This window comes from Kordiimonas sediminis, from assembly GCF_014656395.1.
Taxonomy (GTDB): Bacteria; Pseudomonadota; Alphaproteobacteria; order Sphingomonadales; family Kordiimonadaceae; genus Kordiimonas_A; species Kordiimonas_A sediminis.
In genome coordinates, this window is the sequence record NZ_BNCI01000002.1 from 172297 (window position 1) to 190818 (window position 18522).

Genomic DNA, 18522 nt, shown 5'->3' on the forward strand with positions numbered 1-18522 from the left:
TAAAAAGTGCCAGCTTCCATCGTGGAGCTGGCCATTGGTCTATAGAAAATATTATTTCTCGGGGGGCGAGATATGAAGTTTGGGGTATCTGTATTTAGTACTGTTTGTCTGGCTGCGATTTGGGGAAGTGTTAGCATTGCCCCAGCCAGCGCATTAGAGCCATCTCCGCTGCTGGAGCCCAGCCCTGTCGCTGCACCCAGTCCTTTAGCTGCGCCCAGTCCTGTGCCATTGTCTGCGCCCAGACCAGAAGAGGTTACTCCGATTGTTGGCGGTGTGGGGAAAACGGTTCCCGCTGTTAAACTGGCAAAGGCGCCAAAGATCGATGGTAATTTCTCGCCTGAGGAATGGGCAGGCGCTGCAATAATTTTACCAGACGACCTGCATACAACAACACCGGTTAATTATGGGAAACCCTTACAGCCGACGACTGCTTACATCGGCTATGATAAGGACTTTGTCTATATCGCGGGCGTAATGACAGAGCCGAACAAAGCAGACATTATCGCACGGGAACTAATTCAGGGTAAGTTCCTTGGCTCTGAGGACTCTTTTAAATTTTATTTAGGTCCTTTTAATAACCGTCGAACCGGATATTTCTTCAAGGTAAACTATAACGGTGTTCGTGATGATGCCTTGATCGAGGCACCCGGCGGGTTTGAAAATTTCAATTTTGATTGGGATACTATCTGGTATGCCAAAGCAGGAGATACGGACGAAGGTTGGGTTGTCGAAATTGCTATACCGTTCAAGTCACTGAACTTTGATCCGTCAAACCCTAATTGGGGTGTCTCCTTTGGACGCGATATCAAACGCAATAACGAACGCATCGCATGGACCAGCTTTGACCGCCGGACTGATCCGGAAAGCTTTGGTGAATGGACCGGTGTTTCAGGCGTTGATCAGGGCATGGGGCTAGATCTGGTGCCTGGGTTGACGTTCAAAAACGTTAAAGATCACGATACGGGCAAAAGCTCGTTCAAAATTGAACCAAGCCTTGATGTATTTTATAAAATCTCGCCCTCTATGACGGCGGTAATCACTGCGAATACAGACTTTTCTGCGACCGAGGTGGATGATCAGGTTGTTAACCTGAGCCGTTTTTCCCTGTTTTTACCGGAAAAACGCGACTTCTTCCTGCAGGATAATGATATTTTCCAGTTTGGGGATATCTATAATAACGGCACCCCGTTTTTCTCCCGCCGAATTGGCCTGGATGACGATAATATGCCTATTGATATTCTGGTCGGCGGTAAAATCACCGGCAGAATTGGGAAGTGGAATATCGGTTTTCTGGATATCATTCAGGAAAAAGGCGGCATTGGGGAAGAAGGAAATGCCAATCTGGCAGTGGGTCGATTTACCTATGACTATTCTGACCGGACATCGGTAGGCGGTATCGTTACCTACGGTGACCCTCTTACCGGCCAGGGGGCCTATACTGTCGGTGCGGACTTTATGTACCGGAACAATGATTTGCTTTCAGGCCGTACGGTGCAGGTATCTGGATGGGGACAGAAAACACACCGTCCAGGAATTACTGGTAAAAACAAGGCGCTGGGCATTAAGCTGGACCTGCCTAGCAGAGACGGCGCCTTTGGTATGGCAATCGCCAAGCGGATTGAAGAAAATTTTGATCCTGCGCTTGGGTGGGTCCGTGATCCCGGTCTGAATATCTTTTTCACCAAGCTTGGCTATAATTACCGGCCTGATGGCGGCATGTTCGAACGGATAAATACCGAATTTGTATTTGATCTGGATTCACGGATAGACGGCGGCACCAGTAAGCAAAAAGTAGAATTTCGTCCTTTGAAGCTTGTGACCCGTGCGGGGGATGAGATCTGGTTCGACGTTAGCAGTGAGAAAGACAATCTGGATGAAGAATTTGAGATTGTAGACGGGGTCATTATCCCAATCGGTGACTATAAATATAATTATTGGTCCCTGAATCTGGAAACGGCAGAGTTCCGTCCGGTTTCGGTTGAAGCCCAGCTTTCCAAAGGTGATTTCTACAGCGGTGAAAAAACACGGATGGCGATGACGGTTAATTACCAGCCAATCAAATATTTTAAAATTTCTGGCCGCTATGCACAAAATGACATCACGCTGATTGAAGGTGACTTCATAACCAGAATTATGTCACTGCGCACTGATGTTGCCTTCAATAGCGAATGGTCCTGGATCACAAAGGTACAGTATGACAATGTCAGCGATGAAGGCGGGGTAAACTCAAGATTGCGCTATAACCCACAGCCTGGCAGGGATCTGTATTTTGTTGTCAATCAGGGGTTTGAGGTGGATGAGGAAACCGATAATTTTGTCTCAACGGACAGGGAAGTGTCACTAAAAGTTGGATATACATTACGGTTTTAATTGCGATCTAACGCATTCATCAGGGGCGGCCTGTCATAATGATCAGGCCGCCCTTTTGTTTGGAGAGTTAACGTATAGACCGTTTGGGTACGGGCCTATGGGAGTTACTCTGAACAGGTGTCGGGACGCCGAATAACGGCCGCTTCAAAATCGCCGCCGGGGCCGGTGACTGGCCGCATGCGGGTCAGATAGAGAAATGCTGCCGGCGCAAAGTAGAAGCTGACAATCATGGACAGCAGCGCGCCGCCTGCAATTGCTACGGCAAAGGGTGGCCAGAACAGCCCACCTGCCATGATCAGCGGCATGAAGCCACCAACTGTTGTCAGGGTGGTCGAGATAATATGACGCCCGGTTTTCATCACGCCGTGGACAACGGCATCTTCATTGCCGGCGCGTGCGTCAGGGATGCCGCGCAGTTCAGACAGGATGACAATGGCTGCGTTGATCGCGAGCCCAATCAGCCCCATAACGCCAATAATTACGACGAAATTCAGCGGGTAATCAAATACCCACATCGACAGCATCCCAAGCCCACCAGCCTGTACAGCCGCCGCAAAGGTGATATAGGCCATACGAAAACTGTTGAAGGTCAGAACAATAGTTAGAAGCATCATGACAACAAGAATACCAACGGTTCCAAACAGCTTGCCAACAACTTCGTCTCGTTCCTCGCTTTCACCGCCAAACTCCAATTTGTAACCGGACGGTATTGTTATTGGGCTTTCGGCCAGACGTGCCTGAAGCTTGTCCAGAATTGTTTGCGGTAAGACACCAAACTCCAGATAGGCAGTCACCTTGTTCATACGTTCGCCGTTGAAGTGGTTGATTGTGCCGACCTTTGTTGTCAGCCGAATATCAGCGATTGCGGCAACGGGAATATCAGCATAACTATTGTCCTGTTCCAGCCCACTCCGGGGTGCGATCAGATTCATGTTTGCAATCGAATTCAGGTCTTCGCGGTTGCCCTTATCAACAATCAATCGAACAGGCACCTGTTCCGTTTCTTCGATCAGATAGGTCGCTGTCAGTCCATTTGTAAGCGTCTGAAGCTGTGTTTCAATATCCGACAGCGATAATCCGGTGACAGACGCATCTTCTTCCCGTGCGGCGACCTCTACCATCGGACGACCGGCTTTCAGGGATGTTTGTGTGTTGGTGATATGCGGCAATTCGGCAATGATTGCACGGACTTCATCGCCAATACGCTCAAGCTCAGCCAGGTCTGGTCCCAGAATACGGACTTCGACCGGCGCCATAAGTGGGGGGCCTGAGCTGAATTCCCGTACAATGACCGCGGCCTCAGGGGCCATTTCTGTCAGTTCTGCCTGTAGCTCGGGGACCAGCGTGGTCACGCGCTCAAAACCATCCACGGTGACAAGGCCCTCGGCGATGCTTGCCACACCGTCATTCGATGTAATCATGGCATAGTAGAATTTGGCAGGTTTGGAGCCAATGAACCAATGATTATTTAGGACACCGTCTTTTGCTGCAATCAGCTTCTGCATTTTCTCGGCTGTTGCACGGGTTTCCTCGATTGAAGCCTGTGCAGGCATTTTAAGCTGCACTGTGAACTGGTTGCGATCACTGATCGGGAAGAATTGCTCGGTTAGCTGGCCTGCTAGGACAAACCCGATAAGGGGCACTGCCATGGAAACTGCGATAGACCGCAGGGGTTTGTGTACCGACCAGCGCAGGCTACGTTCAAACAGGTCAGCAATTATGCCGCCTTTGATACCGTCTCGCCACCAAACACGGTGATGTTCCGCACTGTCATTTGATTTGCCTTCCACAATGCGTCCCGCAACGGCGGAAATAATGGTGAAAGCAATGATGTAGCTTGCAATCAGGGAGGCGATAACGGCTGCAGGCACGCCAAGCATAAATTCACCGGCATTACCCGGCAGCAGTATCAGGGGCATAAAGGCAATGATTGTTGTGAGCGTGGACCCCGCCAGTGGTTGCCAGAGTTTGCGGACAGTTTTTGCAACAGCGACTGATCGGCGCTCCCCCTTCAGCCGGCGCTGTTGAATTTCATCGGTGATGACAATGGCATTATCCACCATTATGCCCAAGGCGACGATCAGGCCCGTTACAACAACTTGCTGAATACGCATGCCAAGAAGATCAAGGATAGCAAGGGACGCCAATAGCGTCAGCGGCAATATAGATGCAGCAATTAGCGACGCGCGCCACCCAAGGGATACAAACAAAACTGTCAGTACGACAATCGCCCCGATTTCCAGATTGCCCATCAGTCCGCTCAGGCGTTCGTCCGCATAATCCCTTTCGTCAAAGATACGCTCCATTTTGATGGATGCGGGCAAGGTCGCAGCTTCTTCTTCCAGGATGGCGGCAATATTGTCAGACCAGTAATCAATCCGGTTATCCTGATACATACGAGCAGCGATCACCACCCCGTATGATCCATTCAGGTATGCCAAACGTTTTGGCGGATCTTCAAAAGAACGCGTTACCGTCGCGATGTCTGAAATACGCAGGCTTGCCCCTTTCTCATCAAAGGCAAGAGGGATCATGCGAATGCGGTTTAGACTGTCAAGTGCGCCAGCAACCTGCACAACCATTTCATTTTTTGGGCTGGAGACAACGCCCGCTGTGCCCCGGGCATCGGAACCCTGAATTTTACGGGCAACATCTGCAACAGTCAGGCCGTGTGCCGCCAGTTTGGCGTCGTCGACCTCAATGCGGATTTCTTCCTTTGGAAGCCCGAGAACATCCACAAAGTCTGTACCGGAAAGGTTGCGGAGTTTATTTTCAAACTCGCGCGCATGTCGGCCCAATATTGTATAATTAATCGGGCTATCAGCTTCCCATGTCAGCGCAATGATCGCAGAGTGCGCATACATTGCCGTGTCGCGAAATTCGGGGTCCGTCGCCCCTTCTGGCAGGTCTGTTACCTCAGCAACTTTATCCCGCAGACGTGCTGTGATGGGCTTTGCGTCTGTGACCATATCTTTCAGTTGCACAGTGATGAAACTGATATTCGGACGCGAAACGCTTGTAACTTCTTTTACTTCCGGAACCTCGCGCAGTTTGCGTTCCAGCTTCTCTGTAATTTCTGCTTCTACCCGCTCGGCATCAGCGCCGGGGTAGAGCGTTGAAACCTGTACAATCCGGCTTTCCATGTGCGGGTCTTCAAGACGCGGCATGGTGTTAAAGGCATTCAGTCCGGCAAAAAGAATAAGCAACAGCAACAGCCAGACAACACGTGGATGATTATAAAGGGACCCCTTCATGACGGTATTCTCCCCTTAGTCCTGTGGTGACGGGTCTGAGGAAACAATTCTCACCCGTTGACGAGGGGCCAGCCGGTCCATCCCGTTGGAGATGATTATATCCCCGTCAGAGATAGTACCCGTTACAAAGACACGCTCTTTGTCCGTGTAGATGATCTGGATGTTTTCAAAGCGGACATAATGGCCTTTCTCATCTTCGAACACCTTATAGACACGCCAAAGTCCGCGCACATCAGAGGAAACCGCACGCAGTGGAAGCCATGCCCCCGTTGATTGCAGGGTATCGTCAATAACTGCGTGAATAAGCTCCCCGTGTTTAGCAGCGCCTGCAGGCAACTCGAAAGTTACCAACATGGTACGTGTTTGGCCACTAAGCGTCGGCACCACGGATTTAATCTTGAAGTCCGTTATTTGCTGTCTGCTGGCAGTATAGAGCTTTACCTGATCAGCAAGTGCACTGGCAGATGCAAAATCAGCTGGCATGCCGATGTGGGCTTCGATCACGCTTGCTTCAACGATCTGCAGCAAGGGTGTGCCAGCGGCCAATACAGACCCTTCATCTGCGGTGCGGGAAGTTATCACGCCGTCATAGGGGGCTGTCAGTGTATGTTTTCCAAGATCAATGCGCACAGCATTGACTGCGGCGGCCAGTCTGCGCTCCTGCGCCTGAAGAGAAATCATATTGGCTTCTGCTTCGTCCAGCCGCTGCGCCGATGTGTGGCCGCGTTTAAAAGTTTCTTGTGTGCGGCTTAATGTTCTTTCGGCCAAACGAAGCGTTGCAGCAATTTCTTCCTGTTCCGCCAGCATTTGATTTAGCTGTGCTTCCAGACGTGATGTGTCGAGCGATGCCAGTACATCCCCTTTTTGTACTGTACTGCCAAAATCAACTGCAACAGACTTCAGGGTGCCGCCAAGCTCAAAGGATAGATGGCTTTCGCGGCGTGCGATCGCACGTCCGGTAAAAGAGCGCCGCACCTGATACGTGTCCTGCAAATGTGCAGTAACGGTCTTCACAGGAAGGGGCTTGGGGGCTGTCTCCTCGGTCTGTGGGCTGGCACCCAAACGTACTGTAATCAGTATGCCGAGGCACAGGGTTATCGCGCCACCGATTAGATGTTTCCGTGATATTTGCATTAATTTGTTCCGCTGCTGTCGTTTTCGGGCTAGGTTAATTATCCTGCTATTAAGCTTTATACAATAAACTAGACTGAATAGTCTGTTAAGTAATTGCATACCTGCCGTTTCAATTATGAATAACTTTGTGTAAGTATGACAGAAAAACAACATAGAGGTTAACAGTGACATCAAATGCCGTAAGAAACCTAATGCCTGAAGGAACAGAACGACAGGGTAGGGGCAGGCCTCGTGACCGTGAAAAAAATTCTGCAATCATTGAAACGGCAAGCGAGCTTTTTCTGGAGAATGGCTTCGCTGGGACCAGCATGGATGCCGTGGCAAAGCATGCAGGCGTTTCCAAGCAAACTGTGTATAGCCATTTTTCTTCAAAGGAGCAGTTATTCAGTGAAAGTGTGCGCCGCAGGATCGGCGAACATTTTCCGGACGAGACTGAGGATGATGACGCTGATCACTCACTGGAAGCCGACACAGTCGAGATTTGTAATCAGTTTGCGCAGCTTCTTGTCAGCGATGATGCCATGAGCGTGTACCGCGTATTGGTCGCAGAAGCGCCAAAAGGGTCAGAACTTGCAAAAATTTTCTGGGAAGCGGGCCCTCGGTTGATGGTAGAAAAGCTGGTGCATTTTCTGGCACGATGGGTTGAAGCGGGTGAGCTTGAAATTGATGATCTGGAAGCCGCGGCCAAGCATTTGCTGGCTCTTCTGAAGGGGGAATTGCATTTTCAACTGGCAATCGGCCTTGTTGATACGGTCGATGAAGCCGCCGTTCGCGCACACGCTGAAGAATGTGCCATTGGCTTTTTGATGGTATATCGCAAACAACCAGCATAGTATGTTTCTGTACTGGGTAACTAGCTTCATGCAAAGGTAGTTAGCAGGGTTCACAGGCGCTGTCTGTAGGGTAGGAAAGCGCGGTATAAATATTTGTCTATAGATGTTTGTTGCTTACAAGGGGGACTTTTATGCGATCCATATTCCTGAAATTTTTTGTGTTTATCAGCATGCTAAGCGCTGGGCTTTTTGGTCTGCATGCGCAGGATGCCGAAAAAGATAAGGCAGCCAAGGATGAAGCTGCGGTTGAGAAAACTGAAAGTACTGACAAGGCGGAGAAAAAAGAAAAGAAAAAATCTGTCACCGTTATTCATGCGGGGCGGCTGTTGGCTGCACCTGGTGAAGATGTGCTGACGGAAAAATCCATCATCGTAGAGGGTAACAAGATTACTAAGGTGGTGGACGGCTATGTCTCGGCTGAAGATGCGGGGCACGCGGATGCTACAGTCGCTGACATGACTACGAAGTTTGTTATGCCCGGTATGATGGACATGCATGTCCATCTGATGGGGGAGCGAGGTGTCTCCAACCCGAATGCCGGTGATTATGCAATTGCAGGCGTGGTCAATTCTTCGAAAACCCTGATGGCTGGGTTTACGACCGTACGCGATCTAGGGGCGCGTGACGGAACTATCTTCAAACTCCGCAAGCGTATGGATAAAGGTGATATTCCGGGGCCGCGCATTTTCTCCTCTGGGCAGACTATTGGCGTGGGTGGCCGGTCCGGTGATAATAACTGTAACGGTGTAGAAAGCTGCCGCAAATTTGCCCGTGATAATATTCGTGCAGGTGCGGAATGGCTTAAAATCTATTCTTCATGTTCTGGTTTCCAGATGTGTTCAGAGGAAGATTTCCCAACGGTATTCTTTGATGATGAAATCAAGGCGATTTTTGCAGTAGCTGAAAAATACCGTATTCCGGTAGCAGCGCACTCTCATCCTCGTGATAGCGCCCTCTATGTGCTTGAAAATGACGTGAAGTCGATTGAGCATGGTACTTTCATGGATACAAAAGCGCTCAAGCTGATGAAGAAAAAGGGTGTTTATTATATCCCTACTTTGGCGGTTCAGGACTTCCTGGCGGACATGCAGAAAAAAGACAGCACCACAGAGAAGGTCCGTCTGCATAACGACCACTTTATCAAAGCTGCCCCGGAGACAGTTAAAGAAGCTTATAGTCTTGGCGTTCCCTTGGCGACGGGTAGTGATGCTGGCGTTGCGCCGCACGGCGAAAACTACCGGGAGCTGGAATGGCTTGTTGATCTTGGTGTGACAACGTCCGATGTCTTGAAGATGGCTACCGTCAATGGTGCAGACCTTCTGGGTAAGTCAGACGAGCTTGGTACAGTTGAAGCTGGTAAGCTGGCTGATATTATCGCTATTGATGGTGATCCACTGGCTGACATCAAGGATATTCGCAAGGTATCTTTTGTGATGAAAGACGGGCGTATCTATAAAAAAGATTGATCCTTACTAGGTGTCAGCTGGATACTATACGCAGATAAAAGAAAGGCTGGAGAGGTAGCTCTCCAGCCTTTTGAATTTCCAGAAGTTTATAGTTGCCGTATAATCAGGCTGTACCCGTTCCGTCCGTGGATTCCAGGTTTTTGCCCTTCTTTTCCTGGGACATATGACGGGCGTTGTCTTTGTCACCAACTAGCCCGGATGGCAGAGGGGCAATCTGAGATTTTGTTTCTGGACCAAGACGGGTGTCAAAGATAATTTCGTCCGCTTTATCACCGCATGCTGCCAAACCAAGAAGCAGGGAAAGCGCAAGGATTTTATTCATCTGTTACAGGTCCTTTTCGAAAAATTTTCGCGACTTTGCCTTAAATGGCCATCCAATGCAATCCTAATGGTGGATTTTGGCAGAAATCTGGCTTGACGAAAAGGGATTGGAGTGCAATGAGAATGCTGGCAGATGGCTGGATGGCCGCCGCCCGCTGAGCGGGAGGAGGAAAGTCCGGGCTCCACGGAAATACGGTGCCGGTTAACGACCGGCGAGGGCGACCTTAGGGAAAGTGCCACAGAGAGCAGACCGCCAGTCTTTGGGCTGGTAAGGGTGAAAGGGTGCGGTAAGAGCGCACCGCGCGGCTGGTAACAGCAGCGGCATGGTAAACCCCACCGGGAGCAAAACCAATAGGGATGAGAGTTCATTCAGTTGAACTGGCGAATTTCCGCGTCGTATCCGGGTGGTTGCATGAACAGTCTGGCAACAGGCTGTCTAGATGAATGGTCATCCATGCCTTCGGGCAGGACAGAACCCGGCTTACAGGCCATCTGCCAATTACTTTTCTGTATCGGATAATCGGCAGTTTCTACGTTTGGGGCTAAGGGCTACTGTCTTCTAGCAGGGGCGCCTGTCTTGATATTTTCCCGAGCGATGGTTGTCACTGATCGTCTCAAACAGCTCTAAAATCTCTTCAATGATTGGCGTTGGTAGGCCCGCCGCAGCATAGCAGAAGCGGGCAGCAAGTTCGCCCATCTCTGCATTGTTATGCATAAGATTAGCATAGCTTTCTTCTTCCGCCTGAGCTTTCTCTAGCTTTTTCTCTGTAAGTTCCAGCAGGGTGCTGTCTACAGTTAGGTCCTTTTTTTCGGCATCTTCTTCGGTCATGGAATACTCCCCAATTACCTGATCAGGGGCCTAAGCTGATCCTGCAATACACTTTACCATCCGCCCGATGTGACAGGTGCCTCATCAAAGGCAATTTCTGTCGGTGCACTCCCATATCATAGACCGATCGTTCTAGAAATAAAAAAACAAAAGAAAATTATTAAAATTTTGCGAATAACTTTTCAAAAATAGTTCTTTGAACGTTATGGGGGACTGATTATCATCCCCGTGAATTTGTATAAGTTAAAAATATCAGGGGGATTTTATGAAAAAGATTTTGGGCTTAACAGCATCCGTGTTTGCACTATCCGCAGTGGCAATGGCTGATTTTGGAGAGGCGGTGGACGGCGCTACCAGACATGAAGGTCTGATAGAGACGTATGTGCAGTCAGGTACAGGGCAGGTGTTGGTCGCACTGGATGCACCGAATGAAGACGGGGTGCTTGGTCGGTATATTCATGCCGGATATTTAACAGCGGGCCTGGGATCAAATCCTGTGGGGCTTGACCGCAGTGTACCGGGTGGCAGTCAAATTCTGTCCTTCCGTAAAATGGGGGACAAAGTTGCTGTAATGGTCGAAAATACAGACTTTCGGGCAACGGCAAATAATAAGGCAGAGCAAAAAGCAGTGGAGACCAGCTTTGCCCAGTCTATTATCTGGTCAACGAGCATACTGGAGGTGGAAGAAGGCACGGGTCGTATCTTGATCGACCTATCAGGGTTTCTGAAGCGTGACCCGGTTGGGGTGGCTGCCCGGCTGAAACAAACTGGTCAAGGCAACTTCAGACTGGCTGCAGATAAGTCTTTCGTGAAAACGGATGCGGCATTTGTCTTTCCAGAAAATCTTGAATTTGACTCGTACGTCACGTTCGAAAGTACTGAGCCAGGTAAAGAAGTTCGGGCAACAACACCTGTTCCTGGTTCGGTTACACTGATTGCACACAATAGTTTCCTGCGCCTTCCGGATGATGGTTATGAGGTGCGTCTGTCGGACGAACGTGCAGCAATAATTGAAAACACCTATGTGGATATGTCATCAGCGCTTGAAGGTGACACAGTTGTAAAGCTGGCCCGTCGTTTCCGCTTGCAGAAAGATGAAAACGGCAAGGTTATAAATCCTATCATCTTTTATGTGGATAATGGCGCACCTGAGCCCATTCGCAGCGCGCTCGTTGAAGGGGGTAACTGGTGGGCCGAGGCTTTTGAAGCCGCGGGTTTCCCCGGTGGTTACCGCGTAGAAGTGTTGCCAGAAGGGGTACATCCACTTGATGCACGGTATAATGTCGTGAACTGGGTACACCGGGCAACACGTGGTTGGTCGTATGGTGCTGCGCTGCATGATCCGCGCACAGGAGAAGTTTTGCGCGGTGTGGTGTTGCTTGGGAGTTTGCGTGTGCGTCAGGACATCAAGATTTTTGAAGCGCTCGCCGGCGCGGATAAAACCGGGACTGGTGCAGCTGATGACCCTGTTCAATTGGCTCTACACAGAATTCGTCAGCTATCGGCGCATGAAATTGGGCACGCGCTTGGTTTTGCACACAACATGGCAGGCAGCAGTTACGGCGACCGTGAAAGCGTAATGGATTACCCTGCGCCTGACGTACGGCCTGATGGGAACGGCGGTCTGGACTTTAGTAACACATACGGTACTGGCATGGGCGCATGGGATATGTGGACGGTTAAGTTCCTATATGGTGATTATGGCGATCAGGATGACCGCACTGCGCAGGCGGCTATGATTAAGGCTGCGGATGAGGCTGGTCTAAGATTTGTGTCTGATCCGGATTCGCGTCCTCTTGGTTCTGGCAATATTTACGGCAGTTTGTGGGACAATGGCACAGATGCAGTCGATACTCTCACAGAGCTGATGGAAGTGCGCCGTATTGCTCTGGATACCTTTGGTGACGAAAACTTACGTCCCGGCGAAAACGCCAAAGCGCTGCAAACGAAATTTGTGCCGCTATACTTATACCACCGGTATCAATTGCAGGCAGCGGCCAAGTATGTTGGAGGCTATGACTTTGCATATCGCCATCAGGGGGATGGCCGCGCCAAGCCTGTAGCGGCATCCTGGTCAAAACAACAACAGGCCCTGGAAGCCTTGCTGGCCACTATCAGTCCTGGTGCACTGCGTATCAGTGATGACGTGTTCGCAGCCCTGTCGCCACTTGGTCTGTCTTCAGGGGATCCGCAGTTTGGCCGTGAATCCTTCTCGCAAAATACACGTCCAGGCTTTGACCGCTTAGGTGCTGCCCGTGTGGCAGCTGATTTGACTTTGTCAGCACTTTTACACCCGGCCCGTGTTGCCAGATTGGTTGATCAGGGGGCGACTGTGCCAGGTCACACGGGGCTCTCTGGCGTATTGGATACCATGACAGACGCAATCATGGACATGCCGCGGGGTGAAAGTGTTGGGGATCAGAATCTGCGCCGTGAGGTGCAGATGCGGTATGCAATGCATTTGATAGGCTTGATGCAGGATGAGGCAACACAGATTTCTGTAAGGGCAGAGGCGAAGACGGCACTGAAGGCAGTTGCACAGGCTGCAAGCAAGCAGCGTTCTGGACCTACCGCCACACAGGCTTTGGTGTTGGCAGAGATGATTGAAGATGCCTTTGACCGCGCAAAAACGCCAGCGGTGAAATTGCCGTCAGATCCAACGATCCCGCCAGGTAGTCCAATTGGCATGCCAGCAATGGCGGCAGGCGCTGCAGAGACTTGTTGGCACTGTGATACAAGTCTGGAGGATTAAACCAGGTCCTTCGTAAATTTTCCGCAGCTCCTGGCTGCCAGTTTAAGCCGCCCGACATCGCGTTGGGCGGTTTTCTTTTGTTTACTGGTCAAGGCACATGCCAGAGGCGACTCGGTACATTGGATCGCGCTGGCTGTGATGATGGCTTTCCCCACATGTACCCATAAATTCCCATTTGGTGCTGACCGATATCAATATATTTCAGTATCGGGAATGGGCTTAAGGGGCGTGAACATAAAATGAACAAATCGCATAACGTGCTGAATTAATATAGGAATACTGAATATGGAAAGGAAATTGACCTCCCAGAATTAACCTATGTTTTCCCATTTGATACCATTGACGCCCAATTCAGCCCATGATATCCCAATAGGGTTCAGGATTTCCTGAAGTATCTGCTTTTGCGTGGCAACAAGGGTCGATATGGCATTTATGGGGTGATGGTCTGTGGCATTTTTTCTGTCCACATTTACGAATAAGATCGACAAAAAGGGGCGGGTGTCTGTTCCTTCGACTTTTCGTACGACCGTTGCAGCAAGTGGATCTGCCGGTATTGTCCTTTACAAACCAATGAATCTTGAGTGCCTTGAAGGCGCAGATGAAGCGTTCCTCGTACAACTTTCTGACAAACTTTATGGGGATTTTGGTCCTTTCAGCCCCGACCAGATGTCCATTGCCACAACGATCCTGGGTGGTGCCAAGCAGCTAGGATTTGACCCAGAGGGGCGCGTCGTTATTCCGCAGGATCTTTGCGAATTTGCAGGGATTAAAGACAAGGCAACATTTGTTGGTATTGGTCGCAAATTCCAGATTTGGGATCCTGATAAGTTTGAAATGCACCGGGAGGAGCAGTTCAAAATCGCCAGTGAAAAAGCACCGGGCATGCAGCCTTTTGGTGGCGGAGGTCAGGTATGACCACGCATATGACTTCAGCAAATGAAACCGGCAAACATATCCCCGTCCTTTTGGATGAAGTACTACAGGCGCTGAAACCAGCGCCGGGTGAAGTGTTTGTTGATGGCACCTTTGGTAATGGTGGCTATTCCCGAGCTATATTGGATGCAGCAGATTGCCGGGTTTTCGGTATTGATCGTGACCCTGACGCAATCACGCGCTCGTCTGCCATGACGGCATACGGTGACCGCTTTACCATGGTCTCCGGGTGCTTCGGCGATATGGCTGAATTGATCCCTGCTGCAGGCGAAGCCCAGGTTGACGGTGTTGTGCTTGATATCGGTGTGTCGTCGTTCCAGTTGGATGAAGCTGATCGCGGTTTTTCTTTCCAGTCTGACGGGCCACTTGATATGCGAATGTCGAAGGCCGGGGAAAGTGCGGCTGATGTTGTCAATACATACGCCGAGGAAAATATCGCCAATATTCTTTATGAGTTGGGTGAAGAAACGCGCAGCAGACGCATTGCCAATGCCATTGTTTCTGCACGTGATGAAAAACCATTTACAACAACGCTGCAGCTTGCGCGATTGGTTGAAAGTGTCCTCGGGCGTCCGCGGATAAAAAAGGGCAAAAAGCAAACCCATCCGGCGACGAAGACTTTTCAGGCGCTCAGAATTTTCGTCAATGACGAGCTTGGGGAGCTGCGGCGCGGACTTGCTGGTGCTGCAAAGATTTTGCGGCCTGGGGGGCGACTGGTTGTTGTTAGTTTTCATTCGCTCGAAGACCGTATTGTGAAAACCTTCATGGTGCGTGAAAGCGGCAATGAGCCAACAGGTAGTCGGCACATGCCGCATCAGGCTGTTGTTCAGAAAGAATATGCGTTTCATCTTCCGAAAAAGGGTGCGGTCAAGCCGTCCAAGGAAGAAGAGGCGCGTAATCCGCGTGCCCGGTCCAGCAGGCTGCGGCTGGCGGTCAGAACCGATGCGCCGTGGGATGGTGCAGAAGGGGGGCAGCATGCGTAAAGGTCTTGTGATACTGGCGAGCTTTATTGCCGTAGCGGCCGGGGTTGCTGTTTTACTTTTGAAGTTGGCTGTGCACGAAAAAGAGCAGGAGCTGAAAGCGCTGCATGTGCAGATCAAAAGGGATCAGGAAGCCATTCGGGTTCTGGAAGCAGAATGGGCGTATAAGACGTCGCCCTCTAAATTACAGGACAAGTCGTTGCGTTTTCTAGCACTGATGCCGCCGAAGCCGGACCAGATTATTCTGACGCCAGCTGTGGTGCCACTTCGCCCAACTGGTGAAGAGGTCGACAGTAATGTTGATGTTCTGCTGCCTGAGCGTATTCGCAAAAAGATTGAAGAGGCGACCAAAGGCAAAAGCAGACATAAATCCAGTAGGGAAGGGAAGGCGTTATGACCGACATTACGTCTTTTCAGTTTCAGTCCGTAGACAAAAATGTGTCCAAGATGGATGTCGCACGGTTGCGCCTGATTTGGGCAATTGCGCTCTTTTCGCTTGGATTTATGGTCTTGATTGGCCGTACGCTTGAACTTGGATTGGCTGACCCTGTGGGGGCAGTTCGTAAAACAGTTGCGACTAAAAGTGGTCGTACTGTTATTGCGCCTGTTCAGATGGCTCGTGCTGACATTGTTGACCGCAATGGTGAAATATTAGCGACTAATCTGGAAACTTCGTCGCTTGCGGTCGATGCGACCATGATCAAGGACCCAAAAGGGTTAGCACGCAAGCTTGCAGAAATTATTCCGGATGTTCCGCTTGCCACGTTTGAGAAGCGGCTGTCTTCAGGCAAGAAATTTGTCTGGTTGAAGCGCAAGCTATCCCCCGCTCAAAAATGGAAAGTGAACGCACTTGGTGAGGTGGGGCTGAAGTTTGAGCGCGAAGAAGAGCGTATCTACCCCCATGGCCGTTTGGCAGCACATGTTCTAGGTTATGTTGATGTGGACGGAAACGGTCTTGCGGGGCTTGAGCATTATTTCGATGACGAAATGAAGGCTGGTTCGTCACAGGTGGACATTGGGGACCGTACTCTTCGCACATCTCTTGATATTCGCGTTCAGTTCGCTTTGGCTGATGAATTAAGTGCGGCAATGCGGGCGCACAGTGCTGTTGGTGGTGCTGGTCTTGTTATGGATGTGAAGTCAGGCGAAGTCATCGCGATGGTGTCTCTGCCGGATTACGACCCGAACGACATACGCGGTATTTCCAAGGAGGCACTTTTTAACCGTGCCACCAAGGGTGTTTATGAGCTTGGTTCCACGTTTAAAACATTTACTTTCGCGGCGGCACTGGATGAAGGTGTAGTCACCCTGAATGATGGCTATGACGCGACCAAGCCGTTGCGGATTTCGCGCTTCCTTATTCAGGATGACCATCCAAAGGCGCGGTATTTAAGTGTGCCTGAGATATTTACCTATTCGTCCAATATTGGGACAGCGCAGATGGCGCTTGACCTGGGGACAGAGCGCCAGCAGGAGTTTTTGAATAATATTGGGCTACTGCAGCCTGCGCCGATTGAGATTACTGAGGTGGGTGCACCGATGTATCCAACGAACTGGCGTAAGGTTTCTACCATGACCATTTCTTATGGACACGGCATTGCCGTAAGCCCGCTGCAGCTTGCGACCGGCATTTCTGCGATGGTCAATGGCGGTCGTCTGATTCCGGCCACACTTATCCACCAAACAGACGGTGTGCGTGAAGGCAAGCAGGTCATCAAGCCTTCCACCAGCCGGCAGATCAGGCAGCTTCTTCGGATGGTTGTAAAGAAGGGGACTGGTTCAAAGGCATCAGCCATTGGATACCGTGTTGGCGGGAAAACGGGTACTGCCGAGAAAGCTGCGGCTGGCGGGTATAACGAGAAGCTGTTGATTTCGTCCTTTGTTGGGGCATTTCCGATGGACGATCCGCAGTATGTGGTCTTTGCCCTGTTGGATGAGCCAAAGGGTATTAAGGAAACGCACGGGTTCCGGGGTGGTGGCTGGACCGCTGCGCCGGTCGTGAAGAATGTTATTCTGCGCGCTTCTCCTATATTGGGCATCGCGCCGAAAGAAGAAGATGAAGGCTTGTATCGTCAAATCGCGATGAAGATTCATGACGACAAAAAGAGATAAAGAAGGCGCCAGTTCAGGAAAGGGATGAATGGCTGGCAACACGGGCTAGGGCAAACGAAGGGCAAACAGAGGATGACAGTATCCTTGTCACAATTATTAGGGGCATCGGCCGGTTCAGATACTATTCTGATAACTGGCATTACGGCTGACAGTCGCCGTGTTCAGCCCGGCTCTTTGTTTGTGGCAATTCCGGGCACCAAAGTTGATGGTCGCGATTTTATTCCAGCAGCGATTGAGGCTGGGGCAAGTGCTATCCTTTCATTGCCTGGTACGCCTGTGCCTGATCCTTCTGTTCCTTTGATCGCGGATAATAACCCACGTCGTCGCTATGCCGATATGGCGGCACGCTTTTATGCTTCCCATCCTGATGTGCAGGTTGCAATCACGGGCACCAACGGCAAAACGTCGGTGGCAGACTTCCTGCGCCAGATATGGAGTGGGCTTGGGTATGACGCTGCCAGTGTCGGAACGCTGGGTGTGCGGTCGCAGCATCATAATGCTCCGGGGGGGCTGACAACGCCGGACCCTATGGCACTGCATAAAAACCTGTCTGCTTTGTCGGATGTAGGGGTAACACACTGTGCACTGGAAGCCTCCAGCCACGGTTTGGATCAATACCGGCTGGACGGTGTTTCTCTGAAGGCTGCCGGGTTCACCAATCTGACGCGGGACCACATGGATTACCACAAGACGGAGCAGGGGTATCTTTTTGCCAAGGCGCGCCTGTTCGGTGAATTGCTGGCACCAGGATCCACAGCAGTCGTCAATATTGATAGCCGTGCCGGTAAACTGATCGAGGATCTGGCCTGGGGGCGGGGGCTTCATACCCTGACAGTCGGGCGGGATGAAAATGCCGCTCTCCGTTTGATGGATCAGGAAGGGCGTCCTGATGGGCAGGCTTTTTCTATAGGGTATCAGGGGCATGTTTACCCTGTCGATGTGCGTTTGTTTGGCGCTTTTCAGGCAGAAAATATTGTGCTGGCGGTAGGGCTTGCGATTGGGACAGGTGCCGATGTTGATAAGGTGCTGGCCACGTTGTCTCATCTGACCGGGGTGCCAGGCCGTATGGAGCTGATCGGGCGCACGACCAAGGGGGGCGCCGTATATGTGGACTATGCCCACACTCCAGACGGTTTGAAAAATGTTCTTGAATCTGCGCGTGCGCACAATCCAGCAGGGCTGAGCGTTGTTTTCGGATGTGGCGGCGACCGGGATGCAGGAAAACGTCCGCAAATGGGAAAGCTGGCTGCGGATTTGGCAGACAGGGTATATGTCACGGACGATAATCCAAGGTCAGAGGAAGCCTCGGTTATCCGTAGCGAAATTTTGGCAGCCTGCCCTGATGCAATTGAGATTGGGGACAGGGCGCAGGCAATTGCAGCTGCAATTGAGGCGCTTGAAGAAAACGACATGTTGATTGTTGCCGGCAAGGGGCACGAAGAGGGGCAGACTGTTGGCGATACAGTCCTGCCTTTCTCAGACATTGAGGTCGTCAAACTACTTTTGGGTCAGCGTACCCACTCGGGGGAGAAATAACT

Annotated in this window: 13 protein-coding genes and 1 other RNA gene; 10 read left to right on the plus strand and 4 right to left on the minus strand. The window is 50.8% G+C overall.

Annotated elements, in window-relative coordinates; all coding sequences use genetic code 11:
* Positions 1 to 72: 72 nt before the first annotated feature.
* Complete coding sequence (locus IE181_RS08380; RefSeq protein WP_191251916.1) at positions 73 to 2370, plus strand: carbohydrate binding family 9 domain-containing protein; 2298 nt, start codon at positions 73 to 75, stop codon at positions 2368 to 2370.
* Between the two features lie 104 nt (positions 2371 to 2474).
* Here IE181_RS08380 and IE181_RS08385 read toward each other — a convergent pair whose 3' ends face one another.
* Together IE181_RS08385 and IE181_RS08390 are read right to left on the minus strand one after the other, a co-directional pair.
* A complete protein-coding gene (locus IE181_RS08385; RefSeq protein ID WP_191251918.1) occupies positions 2475 to 5624 on the minus strand; it encodes an efflux RND transporter permease subunit in 3150 nt (1049 codons plus the stop codon).
* A gap of 15 nt (positions 5625 to 5639) precedes the next feature.
* Positions 5640 to 6758: an efflux RND transporter periplasmic adaptor subunit gene (locus tag IE181_RS08390; RefSeq protein ID WP_191251920.1), complete on the minus strand. Its 1119-nt coding sequence runs from the start codon at positions 6756 to 6758 to the stop codon at positions 5640 to 5642.
* A 191-nt stretch (positions 6759 to 6949) separates the two neighbouring features.
* Between IE181_RS08390 and IE181_RS08395 the strand changes: the two genes are divergently transcribed.
* Both IE181_RS08395 and IE181_RS08400 read left to right on the plus strand, forming a co-directional pair.
* A complete protein-coding gene (locus IE181_RS08395) occupies positions 6950 to 7591 on the plus strand; it encodes a TetR/AcrR family transcriptional regulator (RefSeq protein ID WP_191251922.1) in 642 nt (213 codons plus the stop codon).
* Between the two features lie 131 nt (positions 7592 to 7722).
* On the plus strand, positions 7723 to 9057 hold the full coding sequence (locus tag IE181_RS08400) for an amidohydrolase family protein (RefSeq protein ID WP_191251924.1): 1335 nt from the start codon (positions 7723 to 7725) through the stop codon (positions 9055 to 9057).
* Between the two features lie 103 nt (positions 9058 to 9160).
* On the opposite strand, the gene IE181_RS08405 is transcribed toward IE181_RS08400, so the two are convergent.
* Positions 9161 to 9379 (minus strand): hypothetical protein, encoded by a 219-nt coding sequence (locus IE181_RS08405; RefSeq protein WP_191251926.1) that lies wholly within the window; start codon positions 9377 to 9379, stop codon positions 9161 to 9163.
* A gap of 128 nt (positions 9380 to 9507) precedes the next feature.
* On the opposite strand from IE181_RS08405, the gene rnpB reads away from it, so the two are divergent.
* Positions 9508 to 9878: RNase P RNA component class A (gene rnpB / locus IE181_RS08410), an RNA gene on the plus strand.
* A 59-nt stretch (positions 9879 to 9937) separates the two neighbouring features.
* Here the strand turns inward: rnpB and IE181_RS08415 are convergent.
* The gene (locus tag IE181_RS08415; RefSeq protein WP_191251928.1) at positions 9938 to 10207 is read right to left on the minus strand and encodes a hypothetical protein; all 270 of its coding nucleotides are present in this window, start codon (positions 10205 to 10207) and stop codon (positions 9938 to 9940) included.
* Positions 10208 to 10472: 265 nt separating this feature from the next.
* Between IE181_RS08415 and IE181_RS08420 the strand changes: the two genes are divergently transcribed.
* From IE181_RS08420 to IE181_RS08445, 6 genes are all read left to right on the plus strand, one after another.
* Positions 10473 to 12959, plus strand: coding sequence for a zinc-dependent metalloprotease (locus tag IE181_RS08420; RefSeq protein ID WP_191251930.1), 2487 nt, complete (start codon positions 10473 to 10475; stop codon positions 12957 to 12959).
* Between the two features lie 447 nt (positions 12960 to 13406).
* Entirely contained in the window at positions 13407 to 13874 is a 468-nt protein-coding gene (locus IE181_RS08425; RefSeq protein ID WP_191251933.1) for a division/cell wall cluster transcriptional repressor MraZ, read from the plus strand.
* Positions 13871 to 14875 (plus strand): 16S rRNA (cytosine(1402)-N(4))-methyltransferase RsmH, encoded by a 1005-nt coding sequence (gene rsmH, locus IE181_RS08430; RefSeq protein WP_191251935.1) that lies wholly within the window; start codon positions 13871 to 13873, stop codon positions 14873 to 14875. Before IE181_RS08425 ends, rsmH begins: the two co-directional genes overlap by 4 nt.
* Positions 14868 to 15269 carry a cell division protein FtsL gene (ftsL, locus tag IE181_RS08435; protein ID WP_191251937.1) on the plus strand — a complete coding sequence of 134 codons (402 nt, stop codon included), beginning with the start codon at positions 14868 to 14870 and terminating at the stop codon, positions 15267 to 15269. Before rsmH ends, ftsL begins: the two co-directional genes overlap by 8 nt.
* Complete coding sequence (locus IE181_RS08440; RefSeq protein ID WP_191251939.1) at positions 15266 to 16984, plus strand: peptidoglycan D,D-transpeptidase FtsI family protein; 1719 nt, start codon at positions 15266 to 15268, stop codon at positions 16982 to 16984. The genes ftsL and IE181_RS08440 overlap by 4 nt, the downstream gene beginning before the upstream one ends.
* Positions 16985 to 17056: 72 nt before the next feature.
* Positions 17057 to 18520 carry a UDP-N-acetylmuramoyl-L-alanyl-D-glutamate--2,6-diaminopimelate ligase gene (locus tag IE181_RS08445; protein ID WP_191251941.1) on the plus strand — a complete coding sequence of 488 codons (1464 nt, stop codon included), beginning with the start codon at positions 17057 to 17059 and terminating at the stop codon, positions 18518 to 18520.
* Positions 18521 to 18522: the final 2 nt, after the last annotated feature.

Excerpts from the sequence above, each read along its gene's own strand:
- IE181_RS08380 (WP_191251916.1), top strand. The coding sequence starts at position 73 with ATGAAGTTTGGGGTATCTGTATTTAGTACTGTTTGTCTGGCTGCGATT.
- IE181_RS08385 (WP_191251918.1), bottom strand. The coding sequence starts at position 5,624 with ATGAAGGGGTCCCTTTATAATCATCCACGTGTTGTCTGGCTGTTGCTG.
- IE181_RS08390 (WP_191251920.1), bottom strand. The coding sequence starts at position 6,758 with ATGCAAATATCACGGAAACATCTAATCGGTGGCGCGATAACCCTGTGC.
- IE181_RS08395 (WP_191251922.1), top strand. The coding sequence starts at position 6,950 with ATGCCTGAAGGAACAGAACGACAGGGTAGGGGCAGGCCTCGTGACCGT.
- IE181_RS08400 (WP_191251924.1), top strand. The coding sequence starts at position 7,723 with ATGCGATCCATATTCCTGAAATTTTTTGTGTTTATCAGCATGCTAAGC.
- IE181_RS08405 (WP_191251926.1), bottom strand. The coding sequence starts at position 9,379 with ATGAATAAAATCCTTGCGCTTTCCCTGCTTCTTGGTTTGGCAGCATGC.
- IE181_RS08415 (WP_191251928.1), bottom strand. The coding sequence starts at position 10,207 with ATGACCGAAGAAGATGCCGAAAAAAAGGACCTAACTGTAGACAGCACC.
- IE181_RS08420 (WP_191251930.1), top strand. The coding sequence starts at position 10,473 with ATGAAAAAGATTTTGGGCTTAACAGCATCCGTGTTTGCACTATCCGCA.
- rsmH (WP_191251935.1), top strand. The coding sequence starts at position 13,871 with ATGACCACGCATATGACTTCAGCAAATGAAACCGGCAAACATATCCCC.
- ftsL (WP_191251937.1), top strand. The coding sequence starts at position 14,868 with ATGCGTAAAGGTCTTGTGATACTGGCGAGCTTTATTGCCGTAGCGGCC.
- IE181_RS08440 (WP_191251939.1), top strand. The coding sequence starts at position 15,266 with ATGACCGACATTACGTCTTTTCAGTTTCAGTCCGTAGACAAAAATGTG.
- IE181_RS08445 (WP_191251941.1), top strand. The coding sequence starts at position 17,057 with ATGACAGTATCCTTGTCACAATTATTAGGGGCATCGGCCGGTTCAGAT.